This window comes from Streptomyces sp. NPDC051286 (assembly GCF_044455345.1).
GTDB lineage: Bacteria > Actinomycetota > Actinomycetes > Streptomycetales > Streptomycetaceae > Streptomyces.
Genome location: NZ_JBITER010000011.1, coordinates 50,703 through 70,387, shown reverse-complemented (window position 1 = coordinate 70,387; position 19,685 = coordinate 50,703). Strand labels below are relative to the sequence as shown.

14 protein-coding genes are annotated in these 19,685 nt (G+C 67.4%); 7 read left to right on the top strand and 7 right to left on the bottom strand.

Annotated elements, in window-relative coordinates; all coding sequences use genetic code 11:
• Window positions 1-11: 11 nt before the first annotated feature.
• Window positions 12-1,238 (bottom strand): DNA sulfur modification protein DndB, encoded by a 1,227-nt coding sequence (locus ACIBB8_RS13950; protein ID WP_398951719.1) that lies wholly within the window; start codon window positions 1,236-1,238, stop codon window positions 12-14.
• Between the two features lie 216 nt (window positions 1,239-1,454).
• Between ACIBB8_RS13950 and ACIBB8_RS13945 the strand changes: the two genes are divergently transcribed.
• The 4 genes from ACIBB8_RS13945 (at window position 1,455) to ACIBB8_RS13930 (ending at window position 10,118) form a co-directional block, all read left to right on the top strand.
• Window positions 1,455-3,605: an N-6 DNA methylase gene (locus ACIBB8_RS13945; RefSeq protein WP_398951717.1), complete on the top strand. Its 2,151-nt coding sequence runs from the start codon at window positions 1,455-1,457 to the stop codon at window positions 3,603-3,605.
• 77 nt (window positions 3,606-3,682) lie between these two features.
• Complete coding sequence (locus tag ACIBB8_RS13940; RefSeq protein ID WP_398951715.1) at window positions 3,683-5,692, top strand: N-6 DNA methylase; 2,010 nt, start codon at window positions 3,683-3,685, stop codon at window positions 5,690-5,692.
• Window positions 5,689-6,924 carry a restriction endonuclease subunit S gene (locus tag ACIBB8_RS13935; protein WP_398951713.1) on the top strand — a complete coding sequence of 412 codons (1,236 nt, stop codon included), beginning with the start codon at window positions 5,689-5,691 and terminating at the stop codon, window positions 6,922-6,924. Before ACIBB8_RS13940 ends, ACIBB8_RS13935 begins: the two co-directional genes overlap by 4 nt.
• Before the next feature lie 2 nt (window positions 6,925-6,926).
• Window positions 6,927-10,118: a type I restriction endonuclease subunit R gene (locus ACIBB8_RS13930; RefSeq protein WP_398951711.1), complete on the top strand. Its 3,192-nt coding sequence runs from the start codon at window positions 6,927-6,929 to the stop codon at window positions 10,116-10,118.
• A gap of 62 nt (window positions 10,119-10,180) precedes the next feature.
• On the opposite strand, the gene ACIBB8_RS13925 is transcribed toward ACIBB8_RS13930, so the two are convergent.
• Entirely contained in the window at window positions 10,181-10,438 is a 258-nt protein-coding gene (locus ACIBB8_RS13925; protein ID WP_398951709.1) for a DUF397 domain-containing protein, read from the bottom strand.
• Window positions 10,435-11,286, bottom strand: a complete 852-nt coding sequence (locus tag ACIBB8_RS13920) for a helix-turn-helix domain-containing protein (RefSeq protein WP_398951707.1) — start codon at window positions 11,284-11,286, stop codon at window positions 10,435-10,437. The genes ACIBB8_RS13925 and ACIBB8_RS13920 overlap by 4 nt, the downstream gene beginning before the upstream one ends.
• Window positions 11,287-11,397: 111 nt before the next feature.
• Here ACIBB8_RS13920 and ACIBB8_RS13915 point away from each other — a divergent pair, with 111 nt between their 5' ends.
• Window positions 11,398-11,865, top strand: coding sequence for an ATP-binding protein (locus tag ACIBB8_RS13915; RefSeq protein WP_398951705.1), 468 nt, complete (start codon window positions 11,398-11,400; stop codon window positions 11,863-11,865).
• 12 nt (window positions 11,866-11,877) lie between these two features.
• On the opposite strand, the gene ACIBB8_RS13910 is transcribed toward ACIBB8_RS13915, so the two are convergent.
• The 4 genes from ACIBB8_RS13910 to ACIBB8_RS13895 are packed head-to-tail and all read right to left on the bottom strand — an operon-like array spanning window position 11,878 to window position 15,517.
• On the bottom strand, window positions 11,878-12,726 hold the full coding sequence (locus ACIBB8_RS13910) for an SDR family NAD(P)-dependent oxidoreductase (protein ID WP_398951703.1): 849 nt from the start codon (window positions 12,724-12,726) through the stop codon (window positions 11,878-11,880).
• A 35-nt stretch (window positions 12,727-12,761) separates the two neighbouring features.
• Window positions 12,762-14,222, bottom strand: coding sequence for a hypothetical protein (locus tag ACIBB8_RS13905; protein WP_398951702.1), 1,461 nt, complete (start codon window positions 14,220-14,222; stop codon window positions 12,762-12,764).
• 51 nt (window positions 14,223-14,273) lie between these two features.
• Window positions 14,274-14,918: a guanylate kinase gene (locus ACIBB8_RS13900; RefSeq protein ID WP_398951700.1), complete on the bottom strand. Its 645-nt coding sequence runs from the start codon at window positions 14,916-14,918 to the stop codon at window positions 14,274-14,276.
• Window positions 14,915-15,517 (bottom strand): AAA family ATPase, encoded by a 603-nt coding sequence (locus ACIBB8_RS13895; protein ID WP_398951698.1) that lies wholly within the window; start codon window positions 15,515-15,517, stop codon window positions 14,915-14,917. The genes ACIBB8_RS13900 and ACIBB8_RS13895 overlap by 4 nt, the downstream gene beginning before the upstream one ends.
• Window positions 15,518-15,833: 316 nt before the next feature.
• Here ACIBB8_RS13895 and ACIBB8_RS13890 point away from each other — a divergent pair, with 316 nt between their 5' ends.
• Entirely contained in the window at window positions 15,834-17,423 is a 1,590-nt protein-coding gene (locus ACIBB8_RS13890; protein WP_398951696.1) for a protein kinase, read from the top strand.
• 68 nt (window positions 17,424-17,491) lie between these two features.
• Entirely contained in the window at window positions 17,492-19,624 is a 2,133-nt protein-coding gene (locus tag ACIBB8_RS13885; RefSeq protein WP_398951694.1) for a UvrD-helicase domain-containing protein, read from the top strand.
• Window positions 19,625-19,685 lie beyond the last annotated feature (61 nt).

Below are 19,685 nucleotides of genomic sequence, written 5' to 3'. Positions count from 1 at the left end.
GAGATCCGGTGCTACTGGCCGCGGATCCTGCGCCCCGCCTCGGTGCCGGGGTAGAGGATCGCGTCGGCGACCCGGCCGCCGGAGTCCTTGACGCCGCCGCTGAAGTTCAGGCGGCCCGTGGCGCCCGCCTTGGCGGCTATGCCGTCCCAGTAGCGGGCCTCGCGGTCCCACTGGATGTCGGCAAGGAGCCGGTGCAGGTCCTCGGCGCCCAGCGCGTTCATCGGGTCGGCCCACGGGGTGGCCTGGTGCACGGCGATGCCGAGGCCCGCGAGTACAGCCGGCGCGGTGATGGCGCTGCGCGAGGCGAAGTGCGGGAAGTGGTCGGAGATCAGCCGGGCCAGCAGGGGGACGACGCTCCCCTCCACCCGCTCGGCGTTCGTCCCTGCGGGAAGCTCGTCCTCGTGGACGGTCTCTGCCGAGCGGGACAGTCCGGTACGTCCGTAGATCGCCGCGATGACGAGGGCGCGCAGCGCGGAGAGGGTGACGACTTCCGGGTCGGCCTTGCCGACCTGCCGCTTGCTGGCGTTGACGAGCTTCGTGAACGGTACGAGCTTGTCCTCGACGTCGACCTTCACAGCGTCGGCAACACGGTGCGCGAGCCGGGTCGCGAAGTCCCGCTGGTCCATGGACATGGCCAGGTTCTTGGCGACGACGACGCCCTGCACATTGCGGTCGTAGAAAATCTGCCGCGCGTCGGCGACGGACAGGTCCACGTACAGCTCGAAGGGGACGCGCACCTGAGCGAGTTCGGCGTACGTGAGGCCGTACCTCTCGGGGTCGTCGTAGAGCTCGTGCCAGGCCGTCGTCTGCGTCTCGCCGTCTATGGCGACGACGCAGGTGCCGGGCGTGATGGTCAACGTCCGCAGTCCGGTGCCGGGCAGCAGTTCGTCGCTGAGGGCAGCGAGCGGTCCGGCATGCCAGAACGTGATCGGCGGCGTGGACCAGCCGGCCCCCAGCTCCCCGTTCACGCCGTCGGCGATGTACTCGGCGTACGAGCCGACGTTCTTCCCCTTCTGCGTGGACTTCAGCGCCCGCTGCACCAGGGCCCGCAACTCGGCATGGCGCCGTACCGCACCGGACGCGGCCTTGAGCGTCTTGGTGTCCTCCTCGCGGCGGGGCGAAGGCACGAGCTGGACGAGCGTCGGCACGGACATGGTCCCAATCACGGCGTCCGCACGGAACGGCATGACGGTGAGCTGGATTCCTTCGACGACCGTGGTCGGCAGGGCGATGTGCATGGTGTGTCCCCCTTCGGGATCAGAAGCGCGGTGCATGTCTCTGCACCGCGCTACCGGCAGGGCAGCGAGCACCCCACGGGCTCATTCCGTGACGAGTGCTGCCAACCGGAAGCTCAACCAGATAAGCATCACCGTGAAAGCACTGTCAAACGACTTGACGGATTTGACGCCCGTTGTAGGGTGTTTACTGTTCGCTCTCGAGAGGCTCAGGAACCCATGCCACAGCCATCAGCCCAGGTGACCGCCGCCGAAATCTCCCGTATCGCGGGTGTCACGCGCGCCACCGTCAGCAACTGGCGCCGTCGGCACGACGACTTCCCGGCCCCGTCCGGCGGCACCGACACCAGTCCGCTCTACGACCTGGAGGCGGTACGGGGATGGCTGGAGGCACGCGGCCAGTCGTCCGCCGCCACACCGTCCGAGGAGCTGCGTACCGTGCTACGGCTCCATGGGTCGGGGGCCGGCGTCGCAGCACGCCTGTTCCCTCTCGTCCTCGCGACGTCACGGCGCAGCGCGGACGAACTCACCGCTCTTGATGAACTGCCGGACTCCGACGTCATCGCCCAGGCCGACAGCGCGACAGCGGAGCTGGCCGGCTCGGTCCCCGGGGCGGAGGCCGTTCACTTCCGTGCGGACGACGTCGGCGCTCTCCGTGCCTTGATTCGCTGCGTTCGCGATGAGGACGCCCAGAGCGCTCTCGACGTCCTCGCCGAACGTGAACTGGACGACACCGCCTCCAGCGGTACGTATCAGACACCTCTGGGGCTCGCGGCCCTCATGGCGCGGCTCCTGCCCGGTCGCACGGCACGCGTCCTCGATCCGGCGTGCGGCAGTGGCACGCTGCTCACGGCAGCGGCCCGGCGGGGCGCGACCGAGCTGTACGGCCAGGACTCGCTGCCCGTACAGGCTCAGCGCAGCGCCGTACGCCTGCTGCTGTCGGCGCCGGATGCGCAGGTCAGTGTGCACGCTGGAGACAGCCTGCGTGCCGACGCCTTTCCGGAGTTGAGGGTCGGGGGCGTGCTCTGCAATCCGCCGTACGGCGATCGCGACTGGGGGCACGAGGAGCTCGCGTACGACCAGCGGTGGGCCTACGGGGTGCCGCCGCGGATCGAGTCGGAGCTGGCCTGGACGCAACACGCGCTGGCGCATCTGGAGTCCGGCGGCTACGCGGTGATGGTGTTGCCGCCGGCCACAGCCGCCCGTGCCTCGGGCCGCCGTATTCGCGCCGAACTCGTACGCAGCGGTGCGCTGCGCGCCGTCGTCGGCCTGCCCATCGGCGCCTCCGCGCCCCTGCACATCGGCCTGCACCTGTGGGTCCTTCAGCGCCCCGAGCCGGGTGGCACGGACAGCAAGTCCGTCCTGTTCGTGGACGTGAGCGGAGACCAGCACGAAGGCCCGCCGAGCTCACCGCGGGCCGCGCACTCCCGGCTGCGGCATCGTCGCACGGGCGTGGACTGGAGCACGTTGTCCGACGAAGTCCTCGGCCACTGGACCGCGTACACGGACGACCCGGAATCCTTCACCGACGTACCGGGTATCGCACGGGCCGTGCCGACCATTGCCCTCGTCGACGATCTCGTCGACGTCACCCCGGCCCGACAGGTGCGTGCCGCACCCGTCGACATCGATCCGGCAGAGGTGGCACAGCGCACGGAAGAACGGCGCAAGCTGCTCGCCACTTCCCTCAACGCCCTGGAGATCGCGGTGGGTTACGGGCCGTGGAAGGCAGCCACGGAGTCCTCGCGGGCATGGCGTACGGCCACCGTCTCCGACCTTGCCCGAGGGGGCGCGCTCTCCTTGCTGCGGGCGGCAGTCCCGGCCGGCCGTGGGGATGCCCGAACCGGGAGCCCGGACACGGACGGCGCGGAACGCCCGGTACTCACCGCATCCGACATCAGCAGCGGCGCACGCCCGTCGGGCACGGCGGAGGACCTTCGTACCGATGCGGCGCATACCGTCGCCGCGGGTGATGTTCTCGTACGCGGCGTCGCCGGCGGCCACGGCATCATGGCCCGCGTCGCGGATGAGGCGGACGCCGATGCTCTGCTCGGTCACCACATTCACCTGCTGCGGCCGGACCCGGCACGGCTCGACCCGTGGTTCCTCGCGGGGTTCCTCGGCGCCGAGGACAACATCGCCGGAGCCTCCACGGGCAGCACCATCCTGCATGTCTCGCCGGGCAGGCTCCGCGTGCCGCTCCTGCCGCTGGAGGAGCAGCGTCGGTACGGGGCAGCATTCCGCCGCGCCTACGAACTGCGCACCGCCGCCCGGCGGACCGCCGCACTCGCCGAGGAGACGGCACAGGCACTGCTCACCGGCCTGACGGCCGGGGCGCTACTCCCGCCTTCCGAGAGCCAGTTGACCTGAACGGCAGCACCGTCTTCACACATCGACCACACTGGATCCCAACCGCCCCAGCCGGGCGGGCCATTGAAGGGAACGCGTTGAACAGCAGCAAGCACACGGAGCTGGCGAACCACGCCTGGTCCGTCGCCGATCTCCTGCGCGGCGACTACAAACAGTCCGACTACGGCAAGGTCATCCTGCCGCTCACGGTGCTGCGCCGCCTGGAATGCGTCCTGGAACCGACGCGCGACAAGGTCGTCGAGACCGTCGCCAAGTTCGCAGGCCAGGAGATCGACACCGACCACTTCCTGCGCCGCGCCTCGGGCCACTCCTTCTACAACACGAGCGACCTCACGCTGCGGAAGATCGCGGCCGACCCGCAGAACGCGGCGAAGAACCTGCAGATCTACGTCGGCGCCTTCTCCGACAACGCCCGCGAGGTCCTCGACAAGTACGAGTTCAACCAGCAGGTCAGGAAGCTCGACGGCGCGAACCTGCTCTACCAGGTCATCGGCAAGTTCACCGACCTCGACCTGCATCCTGATGTCGTGCCCAACCACAACATGGGCTACATCTTCGAGGAGCTGATCCGCCGCTTCTCCGAGCAGTCGAACGAGACCGCGGGTGAGCACTTCACTCCGCGCGAGGTCATCAAGCTGATGGTCAACCTGCTGGTGGCGCCGGACGCGGACGTCCTCAGCCTGCCGGGTGTCGTCCGCACGGTCATGGACCCGGCCTGCGGCACGGGCGGCATGCTCAGCGCCGCCGACGACCGCATCAAGGCGCTCAACCCGGGCGCGACGGTCGAGGTGTACGGGCAGGAGCTCAACCCCGAGTCGTGGGCGATCTGCCGGTCCGACCTCATGATCAAGGGCCAGGACCCGGAGAACATCGCCTTCGGCAACTCCTTCAACGACGACGGCCACGCCCGCCGCACGTTCGACTACGTCCTCGCCAACCCGCCGTTCGGCGTGGAGTGGAAGAAGGTCAAGGAGGACGTCGAGTACGAGCACAAGTCGCTCGGCGATGCCGGCCGCTTCGGCGCGGGCCTGCCGCGCATCAATGACGGCTCGCTGCTCTTCCTCCAGCACATGATCTCGAAGATGAAGCCGGTGGACGTGAACGGCGGGGGCGGCTCCCGTATCGCCATCGTCTTCAACGGCTCCCCGCTGTTCACGGGCGCAGCCGAGTCCGGCGAGTCCAACATCCGCCGCTGGATCCTGGAGAACGACTGGCTGGAGGCGATCGTCGCCCTCCCGGACCAGCTCTTTTACAACACCGGCATCTCCACGTACTTCTGGATCCTCACCAACCGCAAGGACGCCGACCACAAGGGCAAGGTCGTCCTGCTCGACGCGCGCGACCAGTGGCAGAAGATGCGCAAGTCGCTCGGCGACAAGCGCAAGGAACTGGGCGACGGCACGAACGGCCGCCCCGACCACATCGGCGACATCACCCGGCTGTACGCGGAGGCGTTGCAGGTCGCGGGCGACCCGGAGCACGCTCTGCACAGCAAGGTCAAAGTCTTCTGGAACGAGGACTTCGGCTACCAGCGCATCACCGTCGAACGCCCGCTGAAGCTCCGCTTCGAGGTCACGGAGGAGACGTTGGCGGCACTGGCGGAGGCCAAGCCGGTGGCCAAGCTGGAGCGGAGCGAGGAGTTCGTCGCGGCGGTGCGTACGTTGCTCGGCTCGACGTGGATGACGAAGTCCGAGGCGTTCATCGCGCTCAAGGACGCGGTGGTCGCGGCCGGGCTGACCTGGCCGTCAGGTGCGCCGTTCGCGAAGGCGGTACGGGAGACGATCGGCGTCCGGGACCCGGAGGGCGAGGTCCAGAAGGTCAAGGGCGCGCCGGAACCGGACGCGGACCTGCGGGACTACGAGAACGTTCCGCTCGGCGAGGACGTCGAGGACTACCTCAAGCGAGAGGTGCTGCCGCACGTGCCGGACGCGTGGATCGACCACACGAAGACGAAGATCGGCTACGAGATCCCGTTCACTCGGCACTTCTACGTGTATACGCCGCCGCGGCCGCTGGCAGAGATCGACGCGGAGTTGAAGTCGCTGGAGGCGGAGATTCAGGGCCTGCTGGGTGAGGTGACCTCGTGACCTCACCGGAACAACGCTTGAAATACTTCTATCGCGTGACTGACCAGCGCGCCGGAGAAGATCAGCCTCCGTTGCTCGCTGTGTCGATTCACCATGGTGTCGTCCCACGTAGCACCCTGACTGATGATCTACCTCGTGCCGAGGACCTGAGTAACTACAAGCTATGCGAACAGGGCGACATCGTCTTGAACCGCATGCGAGCCTTCCAAGGGGCCATTGGTGTCAGCTCGGTACGCGGACTTGTAAGTCCGGATTATTTGGTGCTCCGGCCGGGTCCTTCGACTGAGGTTCGGTACTTGCATCACCTTTTCCGGTCTAAGTGGTTTGTTGGAGAGATGAGTTCACGTCTCCGAGGTATTGGAGGCACTGAGAACGGGGCTGTGCGTACGCCTAGAATTAACCCTGAGGATCTTGGGGATATTCGCGTGGCTCTTCCATCACTTGAGGAGCAGCGCCGCATCGCCGACTTCCTCGACACCGAGACCGCCCGCATCGATCGCTTGGCCGATCGTTACCAAAAGTTGTCAAATTTGTCAATTGAACGGGCGCAAGTGGTAATCGACAAAGCTTTGATGGGGTTCTCCGAAGAATCCGCCGTCCCGGCATCTACCGTCTGTAGCGCCATTGTGGACTGCGTGAACAAGACAGCCCCAACATCGACAGAGGTCACGCCATACAAGATGATCCGGACCTCCAATATTCGGAATGGAGACGTAGATCTAACGGAGACTTTCTCCGTAGGGCATCAAGTGTTCATTGAGTGGAATCGTCGGGGCGCCCCTCAGAACGGAGATATCCTCTTCACGCGCGAAGCCCCGCTCGGGCAAGTTGGCATGTTGCGCACGGACGCCTCGGTCTTTCTCGGACAGCGCATCGTGCTCTATCGGGCAAATGAAAATGTAATCAAGAAGGAGCTGTTGCTCTACAATTTCTTGGGATCGCACATGGATAGGCAATTGCGGCTCCTCGGTGCAGGTTCGTTGCACGAGCACATGCGTGTTGGAGATTGCCTGAAGCTGCGCATCTACTGTCCGCCGCGTACACAGCAAGATGGACTCGTGGCAGAAATTGAGGCCGGAAGGGCAAAGAGCCTCCGCCTCGCCAAGCTCGCAAAGCGACAGCTTGCTCTCCTCGCCGAACGTCGCCAAGCCCTCATCACCGCCGCCGTAACCGGCCAGTTCGACGTTTCCACCGCCAGCGGACGCAACGTAACGGACGGAGTGAGCGCGTAGCCATGAGCCCCATCCACACGGAGTCTGCCTTCGGTGACGCCATCGTCGCCGCCATGGTCGAGCGCGGCTGGCGCGAGGCGCGTCCGCAGGATTACCGAGCCGATCTCGGCCTGGACACCAACGAGTTGTTCACCTTCATCGGGGCGACCCAGCCCGATGAGTGGAGCGAGCTGCTCACCGTCTACGGCGGCGACCCGAACGAGGCGCAGCGCGGGTTCGCGGGCCGCCTCGACCAGGCCATCGCTACCGACGGGCTCCTCGACGTGCTCCGCAACGGCGTCAAGGACCGGGGCGTCCTGCTCCGCGTCGCATACTTCAAGCCGAACCTCGTCGCCCACGACTCCGTACTCGACGGCTACCGGGCCAACCGCCTCACTGTCGTCCGTGAACTCGAGTACGCGACGAAGCAGGCCGACTGGGGCAACCGGCTCGACCTGACCCTCTTCCTCAACGGGATCCCGGTCGCCACGGCCGAGTTGAAGAACCCGCTGACCAAGCAGGGCGTGGAGCAGGCCAAGGAGCAGTACCGCACCGACCGCGACCCCACCGAGCTGATCTTCACGCGCCGCGTCGTCGCGAACTTCGCCGTCGACCCGGACCTGGTCTTTGTCGCCACCCAGCTCAAGGGCAAGAACACCCGCTTCCTCCCGTTCAACACCGGCTCCAACGGCCCCGGTCAGCCGGGCGGCGCCGGTAACCCGGCCCCGACCGCCTTCGGCGCGTACGCGACCTCCTACCTCTGGGAGCAGGTCTGGCAGCCGGACAACTGGCTGGACCTGCTCCAACGGTTCGTGCACCTGCACAAGAGCAAGACGCCCGGCGGCGGCACGACGAAGACGATGGTCTTCCCGCGGTTCCAGCAGTGGGACGCGGTCAAGAAGCTCACCACGCACGCCGCAACGCACGGCGCGGGCCACGACTACCTGGTCATGGCCTCGGCCGGCTCGGGCAAGTCGAACACCATCGGCTGGCTCGCGCACCGCCTCAGCGACCTGCACACCCCCACCGACCCCCGCGAACTCGACCCCGAGGCCGTGGCGAAGGGCCTCAAGCCCGGCGTGCCGGTCTTCGACAAGGTCATCGTCATCACCGACCGCCGCAATCTGGACGCCCAGCTCCGGGAGACCATCGGCAACTTCGAGCAGACCGCCGGCCTCGTCGTGAAGATCGACGAGAAGCACGGGGCGAAGGGCGAACAGCTCGCCAAGGCCCTTTCCCGCGACACCGGGAAGATCGTCACGGTCACACTGCACTCCTTCCCGGCGCTGCTCGACTACCTCCAGCGCAATCCCACCGAGATCCGGGGCAGCCACTTCGCGATCATCGTGGACGAGGCGCACTCCTCGCAGTCCGGCGACGCCGCCACCGCTGTGCGATCCGCTCTGCGCGATCTCGGCCTGGACTCCGACTCGGACGACGCGGGCGTAACTACGGTCAAGGCCGAGGTCGCCACCCTCGACGAGCAGCTCAAGAAGCGGGCCGAGCAGCGTTCCCGCGCCGCGAACCTGTCCTACTTCGCGTTCACCGCCACGCCGAAGGCCAAGACCCTCGAACTCTTTGGCACGCTGCAGGACATCGACGGCAAGGCGACCTACCGGCCCTTCCACACGTACTCCATGCGGCAGGCGATCGAGGAGGGTTTCATCCTCGATCCGCTGCGCAACTACGTCACGTACAACACGTACTGGAAATTGGTGAACCAGAACCCGGACGAGCGGGAGGTCGACCCGTCGAAGGCGAACGGCCTGCTCGCCCGGTACGCGCTGACCCATGACTCGACGGTCGCCCAGCACGCCCAGGTGATCGTGGAGCACTTCGTGGCGCATAGCCGGGGTCGCCTCGGCGGGCGGGCCAAGTCGATGGTCGTGACCGCGTCACGCCAGTCCGCCGTGCAGATGGCGCGTGCCATCAAGAGCTATATCAAGGACCGGGACTACGACACCAAGTACCCCGATCTGGGTGTCCTGGTCGCATTCTCCGGCTCGCTGACCGTCGACGGCGAGGAGACCACCGAGCCGAAGGAGAACGACGGTCTGTCCGAGAGCGCGCTGCCGAAGGCGTTCGCGTACACCCGTGCCGACGACAAGGCCGCGCGCGCCGGCGGTGCGGGCCAGCGGGAGTACAAGATCCTGGTCGTGGCGGAGAAGTACCAGACCGGGTTCGACCAGCCGCTGCTGACGACGATGTACGTCAACAAGTCGCTGACCGGCATCTCCGCCGTCCAGACCCTGTCCCGGCTGAACCGGACCGCCGAGCGCAAGACGCAGGCGGACCTGGCGGTACTGGACTTCGTCAACGAGGCCGAGGACATACAGGAGTCCTTCCGCCCGTACTTCGAGGAGGCGCACACCCTCCCCTCCGACCCCAACCTGCTCTACACCGCGCAGAGCCGGGTTATGCGGGCGGCGATCCTGTCCGGGCAGGAGATGGACGAGTTCGCCGCCGCGTACTTCGCCGCGAAGGAGAAGGCGGCAGGTTCGCAGTCCAAGTGGGAGAAGCTGCACGCTGAGCTGTACCGGCTGCTCTCCCCCGCCGTGGCCCGCTTCACGCCCCTGCTCGAAAGCGAGGACGAGGACGACCAGGAGATGGCGGAGGGCTTCCGCGCCGACCTCAACGACTACGTCAGGAAGTACGGCTTCCTCGCGCAGATCGTCCCCTACCGGGATGCCGAGCTGGAGCGGCTGCACCTCTACGGCCGCTACCTCCTCAACCGGCTGCCGCGCCGGGCGGACGGTGGCGTGGACATAGGCGAGGTCGACCTCAGCCATATGCGGGTGGAGAAGACCGGCGAGTACGACGTCTCCCTCACTGCTGAGGGGCCGACGACGATGCAGGGCTTCGGCGACGGCTCGGGCGGTGCGAAGGAAGCGGAGAAGTCGCTGCTCTCGCAGCTGATCGACAAGTTCAACGAACGCTTCGGCACCGAGTTCACCGAGCAGGACGTCATCCGCCCGTTCGAGGAGGCCAAGGCCGACCCGAAGGTGCGGGCGGCGGCCGTCGTCAACGACGAGGACAACTTCGGCCTCGTCTTCGACAACGTCTTCGCGGACAAGATGGCCGACCACATCGACACCATCGCAGGCATGGGCCGCCAGTACTTCGGCCCCGACAAGGGCTTCAAGTCCAGCCTGGACCGCAGCGCCCGCAAGGCCGCCTGGCGGATGATCCGCCGCGAGGAGGGCCTGGACGAGTAGTCCTTGGACTGATGGGAGGGCCCCTGCCGCACGCTCGAACCGGCGCGCGGCAGGGGCCCTCCTCAGTTGGCGACGAGACTTACGAACCCGGCCCATGCTTCAGGTCCAACGGTCAGCACGGGGCCGTTGACCTGCTTCGAGTCCCGGATGTGCACGTGGGTGGCGGCAGAGGCGAACTCCACGCACTGGCCGCCTTCAGCCCCGCTGTAGTTGCTCGCACGCCAGGCGACTTCCAAACATTCCCCGCCGTTGCCAGTGCTGTAGCTGCTCTTGAACCACGCCAAATCGAATGCCGCCGGCCTGGTGCGGTGAACGGTCATGTCTCTCCCAGAAGCTTCTCAATGAACTCCGAAGTCTCACGCGGCGTGAGCGCCTGAGATCGGATAATGCCATAGCGGGCCTCAAGCTCACGGACCGTCGTCTGGCCGGTGTAGAGACGGCTGTCACCCTGGACTTCGGCGTAGGCGATGCGCTGCCCCTGAGCAGTGTCAATCAGCGTGAACGGCCCTCCGAGTGCTGCGTGGTCCTCCCTGTCCAAAGGCATCACCTGCACCTCGACGTTGCGCTTCTGTCCGATGCGCTGCATCTGCTCCAACTGGTCGCACAGCACTGACCGTCCACCGATCGGCCTGCGGAGTACGGCCTCGTCGACGATGAAGCTCAACAACGGGGCGGGGCGTCGGTCGTAGATCTCCTGCCTGGTCAGTCGAGCAAAGACCCCTTGTTCAATGACCTCGTCGTCGAGTAGCGGCCGTTCCTGCTGAAACCCCGCTCTTGCATAGTCTGCCGTCTGTAACAACCCCGGAACCGCATACAGGCCGTACACACAGATGGCAGCGGCCTTGGCTTCCAACCGTGCGGCATCCCGGAAGAACGCCGGATACTGTGCCCGCGCGACCTCTTCCTTCAACGCCTTGAGCACGCCACCGGCATCCAGCACCTCATCCGCCCGGTCGATGAACCTCGGCGGCGGGATACGCCGTCCCTGCTCGAAGGACGCCACCGACTGCCCCGCGTAGCCCACTCGCTTGCCGAACTCGGGTCGCTCCAGCCCCGCTCTCAACCTCAGCAGCTTCAACTGCCTCCCGAACGCTGCCACCACGCCCGAGCCCGGTTCGTCCTCCGGCCGCCTCCCCGACTCTCCCGCAACCGCCTCGTCCTGCGTCATCGCCACCGCCTGTCCCACGCACGTACACGCCGTACGGCCGCCGCGTACAAACACCCCGCGACGGCGCGTCACCCCTGGTCACGCTACGCCACCGAGCGGCAACGTGGAGGCATGAACAGCAACCCGTCACCTCTCCCCGTACGTCCCATTCGCCCCACCCAACCCTGCTTCCCCTGGCACCACTTCACCATGCGGTTCAGCTCCACCCCACGCGGCGCCCGCCTCGCCCGGCGCCTGGCCGGGGAACGTCTCGACACGTGGGGCATCCCGTACGGGAGCGATGCACACGACGAGTTGACGCTGGTCGTCGCGGAGCTCAGTACCAACGCCGTACGCCACGGACGCGTACCCGGCCGCGACTTCCGTCTCCGGCTCTCCGCCGAGGGCGCGACCCTGCGCGTGGAGGTCACCGACTCACGCGGCGAGAGCATCCCCGCCCTCACGGAACCGTCGGACGACCTGGATGCAGGCCGCGGCCTCCTCCTGGTGGCCGCACTCACCGACCGCTGGGGCTGGTATCCGTGCGTCGACGGACCGGGCAAAACGGTGTGGGCCGTACGGGACGTAGGACTGGCGTAGGCGCTCATCCGCTCACGTAGCCGCCCCGCCCTGCCGGCCCGGGACCGTCCCCAGCCCCGCCTGCGGCTGGCCGCCGTCAACCGGGATGTGGGCACCGTTCACGGCTCCGGAGGCCGGTGAGAGGAGGAAGGTGATGACTCGGGCGACCTCCTCAGCGTTCAGCAGGCGCCCGCTGGGGTTGCGTTCCGCGTACGCCTCGTACGCCTCGGGGTCACGTTGGCGCAGGCGGTCCCAGCTCTTGCCCGGCAGGAGAATCGAACCAGGGCTGACGGTGTTGACCCGGACCCCGTACGGGGCGAGTTCCTGGCACAGGGCACCTGCAAGGTAGATCTCGGACGCCTTGGCCGCCCCGTACTGTGCCGGGAAGCGAGGCTTCCAGCCGGAGATGGAGGCGACGATCACCACGGAGCTGCCCGGACGTAGACTGTCCAGCGCCGACCGCACGGTGCGCACCGCGTGGCCGCCGTTCAGGTCCCAGGTCGCCTGCCAGTCCTCGCGGGTCGAGTCGAGGAGGCCGCCACCCCGCTTGCCTCCGATGTTGGCGACCAGGCCGTCGAGGCCGCCGAGTACGCTCCCGGCCTGCCGGGTGAAGTCCTCCAGTTCATGCGGCTTCAAGACGTCCACAGATCCAGCCACAACCTGGGCGTCGAAGTCCTTGCGCAGCTCGGACGAAGCCTGGGCCAGAGTGTCGGGGTCGCGACCGCAGATCGCAACGGACGCTCCCTCGGCGGCGAGGAGTCGGGCGACCGCGTACCCCAGTCCCCTGCTGCCACCGGTCACCAGGAACGATTTGCCACGCAGTCCGTACGCGACAGCCGGTGCTGCCACCGCGCTCTCTTCGGCCTCTTCACGCTGGTCCATGGGCCTCACTCTGTCACCCGGTCATCCCCAGGGACTCAACGCACCAGCTTGCGGATGACGATGCCCACAATGAGAGTGGTGAACAGCATTCCCACCACTGTGAACAAGACCGCAAGCGCCGACCATTCGGCCGTCTTGAGCTCGGACGGCATGCCGGTGCCGACGTTCAGCCACAGGGCGAGCGCCAGAACGAAGCTCTTGCCCGCGGTGGTCACGTCCGTAAGATCTCGTCCTGGTTCGCGCACCGCCCCCACCAGATGGAGCACCACGCCCGTCAGCACGACCCCCACTGCCAGCACACGTGCCGGGTTGCGGGCCCGCACTCCCCAACCGAGGACCCCGCCGAGGATGCCCTGACCGATGGCGCGCCGCAGCGGCGACAGGACTGCCGCCTCGCGCTGTCGCGCAAGGTAGTAGAGCTCGTCGACTTCGCGGTTCCGGTTCCTTCTGGCCAGTGCCGACCGTACGGACTCCAAAGCAACAGCGGTCACTTCGGTGAAGGAGCGCTCCAGGAACGAAAGGGCTTGGGAACCGTTGCGGAAGACCTCGCCGGCCAGTTCCATGTCACCGACGCTGGAGGAGCTGTCGAGGCTGTAGCGGGAGTTGCCGGACGGAAGTCCGAGGGTGCCCGTGACCGAGGAGCCGTGCAGGCTGATCACAGACGACGATTCGGACGATGAAGTGAGGGACATGAGCGTCGTGTTGTGAAGGGAAAGGCGGGCAGTCGTATCGGTCCGATCGCTACCCGAGCTGTCACAGAGCCCGAGGTTGCGGACCTCCATGGGCCCTCTGACGGTGCTGTTCGTGATCACGCTGTCCTCGACAGGTACGACCAACCCGTTCACTCGCACCGTCTCGCTGCAGCGAAGCTCGTTCGCCCGCAGCGGCTCGTCGAGTCGCACACGCTGCAAGATGAGCTCGGGTGTCTCGACATCGTCGAGTTCGATTGCGGACAGCCAGAGATCGTCGAACGTGACGTCCTCACGGGCGCGCAGTCCTCGCACGACCACACGAGGTCGGCCGAGGCGGCCGCCTGTGGCTTGGCTGCGGACCGCGAGCGCGGACACGCGCGTGTTGCTGATCCGAATCGGCCCGCGCAGGGCGTTGATCTGAACGAGCTCCTCCACGCGGAGGCGCTCCAGCCGAGTTTGTCCGCACGAGTGCAGAGCAAGAAAGTCCAGGGCGGAGTCAATGACCGTGACCTCACAGCCCATCGATGCATTGCGGATGGTCAGGCGGCCGATTCGGGAATTCACCACCAGGAGCGCGTCCGCCTCCACGTGATCGACGACCAGTTCATCGATGTGGCAGGCGCGTACGGTGAGCGCCCCGTCGATGCTCATACGGTCCAGGGAGACACGGTCGGCCGATACGGTGTCCAGCAGAAGATCTGTCGTGACCTCGTCCTGATGCAGATGCACGCTGCGATCGCTGACGGTGCGCTGGCGACCGATTCTCGCCAGGTCTTCTAACGTCCGGACAACTCCCACCGGCATCCCCCTGTTGCTTGTGGCCGTTGATGTCGCTGTACCTGTACGTGCACGTGCTCACGCACGGCGCTGAGTCGCGCTCCGGCGAGCCCCGCTTTTGTCCGTGCCGAGCTCGAGAGTCGCGTACAGCTCTTCCGTACTCAAGACGTCCGGTGCCCCGTCGAGCGCATGGGCGATCTGCTTGGCAGCCGTCTCCAGATCCGTACGGTCCGTGCGTACCACCAGGTCGAACAGGTCCCGTACGTCGGAGTCGAGAACGTCCTGTGCGGTCTCGTCCCAGGCAGTAAGCCGCTTGGTCGTATCGGTGTCTCCCCGTTCGCGGGACCGTGTCTCGCACACGTTCCTCGGAACCCAGAGGAGGATGCGCAGCCACGAGGTCGCCCGACTGCGGTCCAGCAGCGTGCGCATGTCGGTGACGTTGCCAATGTGGGCGATGGGGATCCGGCCCCGCTCCTGCGGCTGTGTGAGGGAGAGGTCATCGACCGCGTAGATGTTGCCGTAGCGCCGGGTCTCCACCACGATCCTGCCCTGGTGGCGCAGGTCATCGAGTTCCTCGGCGGTGACGAACTGGTACCCGGCCGACCGGCCGGTCCCGTGCTTGAGCTTGGTGACCAATTCGAAGCGTGAATCGGCGGCGCAGAGGGCTGACGTCACGGTGTCCTTGCCGGCCGTGGGGGGTCCGTACAGAACGATCGCGCTCACGAGTCCCCCAGCAGCCGTTGCGCGATGGACTCGACCTGCTCGGCCAGCGGGCGTGCGGCTCCGATGCGGTTGTCGATGACGTGGTGAGACGTCACTGGCCGGAGGCCGAGGTCGACGCCGGTCGTGTACGTCGGCCAGTGCGTCAGCTTCCACGTATCGCGTGAGGCATTGCGCGAGATCAGCCGGTCTCGCATGGATTCCAGGTCGCTGTCCACCCACAGAGTCTCGAAACGGGCTCCGGTCCTACGACACCGGCGTGCCACCCGAGAAGTCCATTGCGCATCGGCGCTCTCGGCGAGGAACGGCGCCACGGCGACCACGGACGTTCCGCACTCAAGGTTCTCCCAGACCGCTTTCATCAGGCACTCGTACTCCAGAGGCCTGGCGTGCTCCAGGTAGGTGGGGCTGTGACGGTCGTCCGGATCCCCGCCCAGTGCCAGCAGCAGTCGCTCGGTCATGGGGCGGCTGATGGTGTCCTTGTCGAGCATGGCCCAACCGGTCGCCGCCGCCAGGAGCTTGCCGGCCTCCGACTTACCCGAACCGGCATACCCGGCGACAAGAGCAAGGGTGATGGTGCTCGTGCCTAACGCAGTGGTCACGCTGTCCGCCCCCGAGACGTCTCGACACAACTGGGCCCAGCTTAAGGGCGGCAGGAGACTACGCCGCTCACACTTCTTGCATGTTGATCGCAAATCAAGCCGCGGGAGCCGCGGACTCACGGGCCGCTGAAGGGCTCCGAACGCCAGGCACGCGCGACCTGCCCGGCAACGAGCCACACGGCTGACCGGAAAGAGACGCCTCAGCCCCCGGGCCGCCACTGGACCCTGATCGCCCTACCGGAGAGACTTGGTCCCAACCATGTCGGGGCAAGCGCTGCAGCGCGCCCCGGCCAGCACACGCACGCACGGGGGCAAAGTGCCGCAGCAGGTGATCTCTGGCCGTTACGAGCTGCTGGAGCAGTTCAACGAGGGCGGCATGGGCGTCGTGTGGCGCGGCTACGACGCCGTCCTCGACCGGCCCGTCGCCGTGAAGGTCATCCGGCAGGCGTCGATCACCTCCCCTCACCTGGCCGAGGAGTTCGCCAAGCGGTTCCGCCGCGAGGCCCGTATCACCGCACGCATCCAGCACCCCGGAGTGCCGCAGGTGTACGACGCGGTCCTCGACGAGTCGTACGAGCGGCTGTTCCTCGTGATGGAGCTCGTCGACGGTATGTCGCTGTCCGCCTATCTCCACCCCGACCACCCCTTGCCCATCAGCTGGGCAGTCGCCGTCGCCGCGCAGGTCGCGACCGTGCTGTCGCATGCGCACGAAGTGCCGGTGATCCACCGCGACCTCAAGCCGGGGAACATCCTGGTCGCCCGCGACGGCACCGTGAAGGTCCTCGACTTCGGCATCGCGGCGATCCTGCGCACCGATGTCACCAAGCTGACCGCGACCGGAAGCCCCATCGGCACCTACCAGTACATGTCGCCCGAGCAGGTCCGGGGCGGGCGCATCACCCCGCAGACCGACCTGTACGCGTTGGGCTGCGTTCTGCACGAACTCCTCAGCGGACGGGTCGTGTTCACGGCGGAGAGCGATTACCTGCTGATGTTCCAGCACGTCAACGCCGCCCCCACTCCGCTACGGCAGCTGCGGACCGACGTCCCCGAGGCGCTGGAGGAGCTGGTGCTGCACCTGCTGCGCAAGGCGCCCGAGCAGCGGCCCGCCGACACGCAGGAGGTGTACGAGCGGCTGCTGCCGTTCCTCCCGCCGCCCGGCCAGGCACCCACCGCGGCCGAGGCCGGACCGGCCGGGGTGCCCGACCCGACGGGCCTGTTCCGCCACCCGTACGCGCCCCGCGCCCGCGCCCAGGCGTCGCCGGCCGGAGGTGCTGCGCCCGTTGTCCCCGCCCCGCACGCCCAGCCGGTGCCCGTGCCTGCCCAGCTGCGCCAGGACATCAAGGAGGCGTACGACCATTCCGACGCCCTCTTGGAAGAGGAACGCTTCGCGCAGGCCGCCGAGGTGCTCAGTGAGGTCATCGAGCCCGCCGCTCTCGCCCTCGGCTCCGAGAGCAAGCAGGTCCTGGCACTGCGCCGCCGGCGCGCGGCGGTCCGCCTCCTCGGTGGCGACTACCGGGCCGCTCTGCCCGAGTTCGACAGCCTCGCCGACGCCTACGCCCGCATCAGCGGCCCCACCGGCGAGCAGGCACGGTCCTGCCGCGCCCAGGCCGCCCGCTGCCGCGCCGAACTGGGGCAGGTCACCGATGCGCTCGCCGCGCTCCAGGGCGTACTGAACGTCGTACGGACCCTCGACAGCGACGTCAGCGAGGAGGCCGTCGAGCTGCGGCACAACATCGGGATGCTGCTGCTCGCCCAAGGGCGGGCCGCCGAGGCCCGGCAGATCCTCGAACCGCTCCACGAGGACATGTGCATGCTGTTCGGCCCCAAGGACGAGATGAGCGTCGAGATCGCCGAGGCGCTCGCCGTAATCCGCCTCGGGCTCGACGGCGACGGCGCCGGATGAGCGACACGTACACCTCGTACACCGTGAACTCCTAGGACGCACGCAGCACGTAACCGGAACGGAACACCATGCCGCATCTCGCCTTCGACATAGGCTTCTGCGCCCAGCTCGGTAAACTCCAAGGCACCGTCAAGCAGGGGGTCTTCGATGCCTGGGAGAAATTCGAGCGCCTCACCCTGGACCAGCTCTTCAAGGACCAGGGTCTGAAACTGGAGGCGTTGAAGCAGGCCAAGGACCCTCAGATCCGGACCATCCGCATCGCCCAGGGCACCCGCGGCGTCGTCCTCGCCCCGGACCGTGGCGACACCTTCGTCCTGCTGCGCGTGATGCCGCACGACAAGGCCATCGCCTGGGCAATCAAGCAGAAGGCCAGCATCAACGCGGTCACCCGCGCCGTCGAGATCCGCGACATCGCGATGCTCGACGATCTCACCCCCGCCTACGAGCGGATCGCCGCCGCACCCGATCGGCGGCTGTTCTCCAAGGTCTCCGACGGCGACCTGACCGCCCTCGGCATCGACGAGACCACCCTTCGCCAGGCCCGCGCCCTCACCAGCAAGGAACAGCTGGAGGTCTTCGCGCCCTACTTCCCGCAGGACCAGCGAGAGGTGCTGGAGTATCTCGCCGAGGGCTTCACCGTGGAGGAGGTCTGGCGTGACCTGGTGTCCGTCAACCTCCCCACCGCCTCCGCCGATCCGGTGGACACGACCGACTACGCGACCGCGATTCGCCACACCCGCACCCGTATCGCGCTGGTCACCGCCTCCGACGAACTGCGCGACATCCTCGACAAGCCGTTCGCCGCTTGGCGCGTCTACCTCCACCCCTCCCAGCACAAGGTCGCCTACCGGGCCAGCTACTCCGGACCGGCACAGGTGACCGGCGGTCCCGGCACCGGCAAGACCGTCGTCGCCCTGCACCGCGTAAAGCACTTGCTGAAGTTTCTGCGCGACGGCGACCGCGTCCTGCTGACGACGTACACCAACGCCCTGGTCGCCGCCCTGCGCGCGGGCCTCGCCGCCCTCGTCGAGGAGGAGGAGCTGCGCGCCCGTGTGGACGTCACCACCGTCGACGCCTTCGCCAGCCGCGTCGTCTCCACCGCGCGCCGCCCGCTGCGCAGTGGCGAAGAGGAGAGTCGCTGGGAGCAGGCCGCCCAAGCCACGGGCTTCACCGGGACAGCCCAGTTCCTGGCCCAGGAGTACAAGCACGTCGTCCTCGCGCAGAACCTGCGGAGTCCGGAGGAGTACGAGATTGCCGACCGGCGTGGGCGCGGGAGCCGCCTCCCTGCCGCGGAACGCCCTCTGGTGTGGAATACGGTCCAGGAGTTCTCCGACCGGCTCACCGCCGACAGCCTGCGCACGTACTTGGGAACGTGCGCCGAGGCCGCCGACACGCTCGAAGCGAAGGGGCCGCTGTACCGGCACATTGTCGTCGACGAGGCCCAGGACCTGCACCCCGCCCAGTGGCGACTCCTGCGCGCCGCCGTCCCCTCGCGCCCCGACGACCTGTTCATCGCCGGCGACCCGCACCAGCGGATCTACGACTCGAAGGTGTCGCTCAAGGCACTCGGTATCAAGGTCGCGGGCCGCTCGACGAAGATGCGGAAGAACTACCGCAGCACGCACGAGATCCTCAGCTGGTCCACCGCGCTGCTCGTCGGCCGCCGCATCGCACAGCTGGAGGACGACGACCGCAACGAGACCCTGCTGGGATACCGCTCCGCCCTTCATGGCAGCGGCCCGGCCGTGTACGCGGCCAGATCAGAGGAGGCCGAACTGGACGCGCTCGTCGCGCAGATCCGCACGTGGACCGAGGCCGGTGTCAGCCCCGGCGAGATCGGCGTCAGCGCCCGCTTCAACAAGAACTGCGCCAAGGCAGTCGAACGACTGACGGCCGCCGGCGTCCCCGCAGCACAGTTGCGGTCCGACACCTCCGAGCACGCGCCAACCGTACGCGTCGGAACGATGCACTCATTCAAGGGGCTGGAGTTCCGGTGCGTTGCCGTCATAGGCGTACACGACGCGGCGCTGCCCTACCCGGGCGCCGTGACGCCGGCCGACGTGGACCGACTCCAGCACGAGACAGATCTCATGGCTGAGCGCTGTTTGCTCTTCGTCGCCTGCACCCGGGCCCGCGACGGGCTGTACGTGTCCTGGTGGGGAGCGCCGAGCCCGTTCCTGGTCGAAGCAGGAGCGGCCTGAGGGCATACCGGAGGGGCATACCCGCGCGGGTATGCCCCTCCGGACACCAGTCATGCGATGG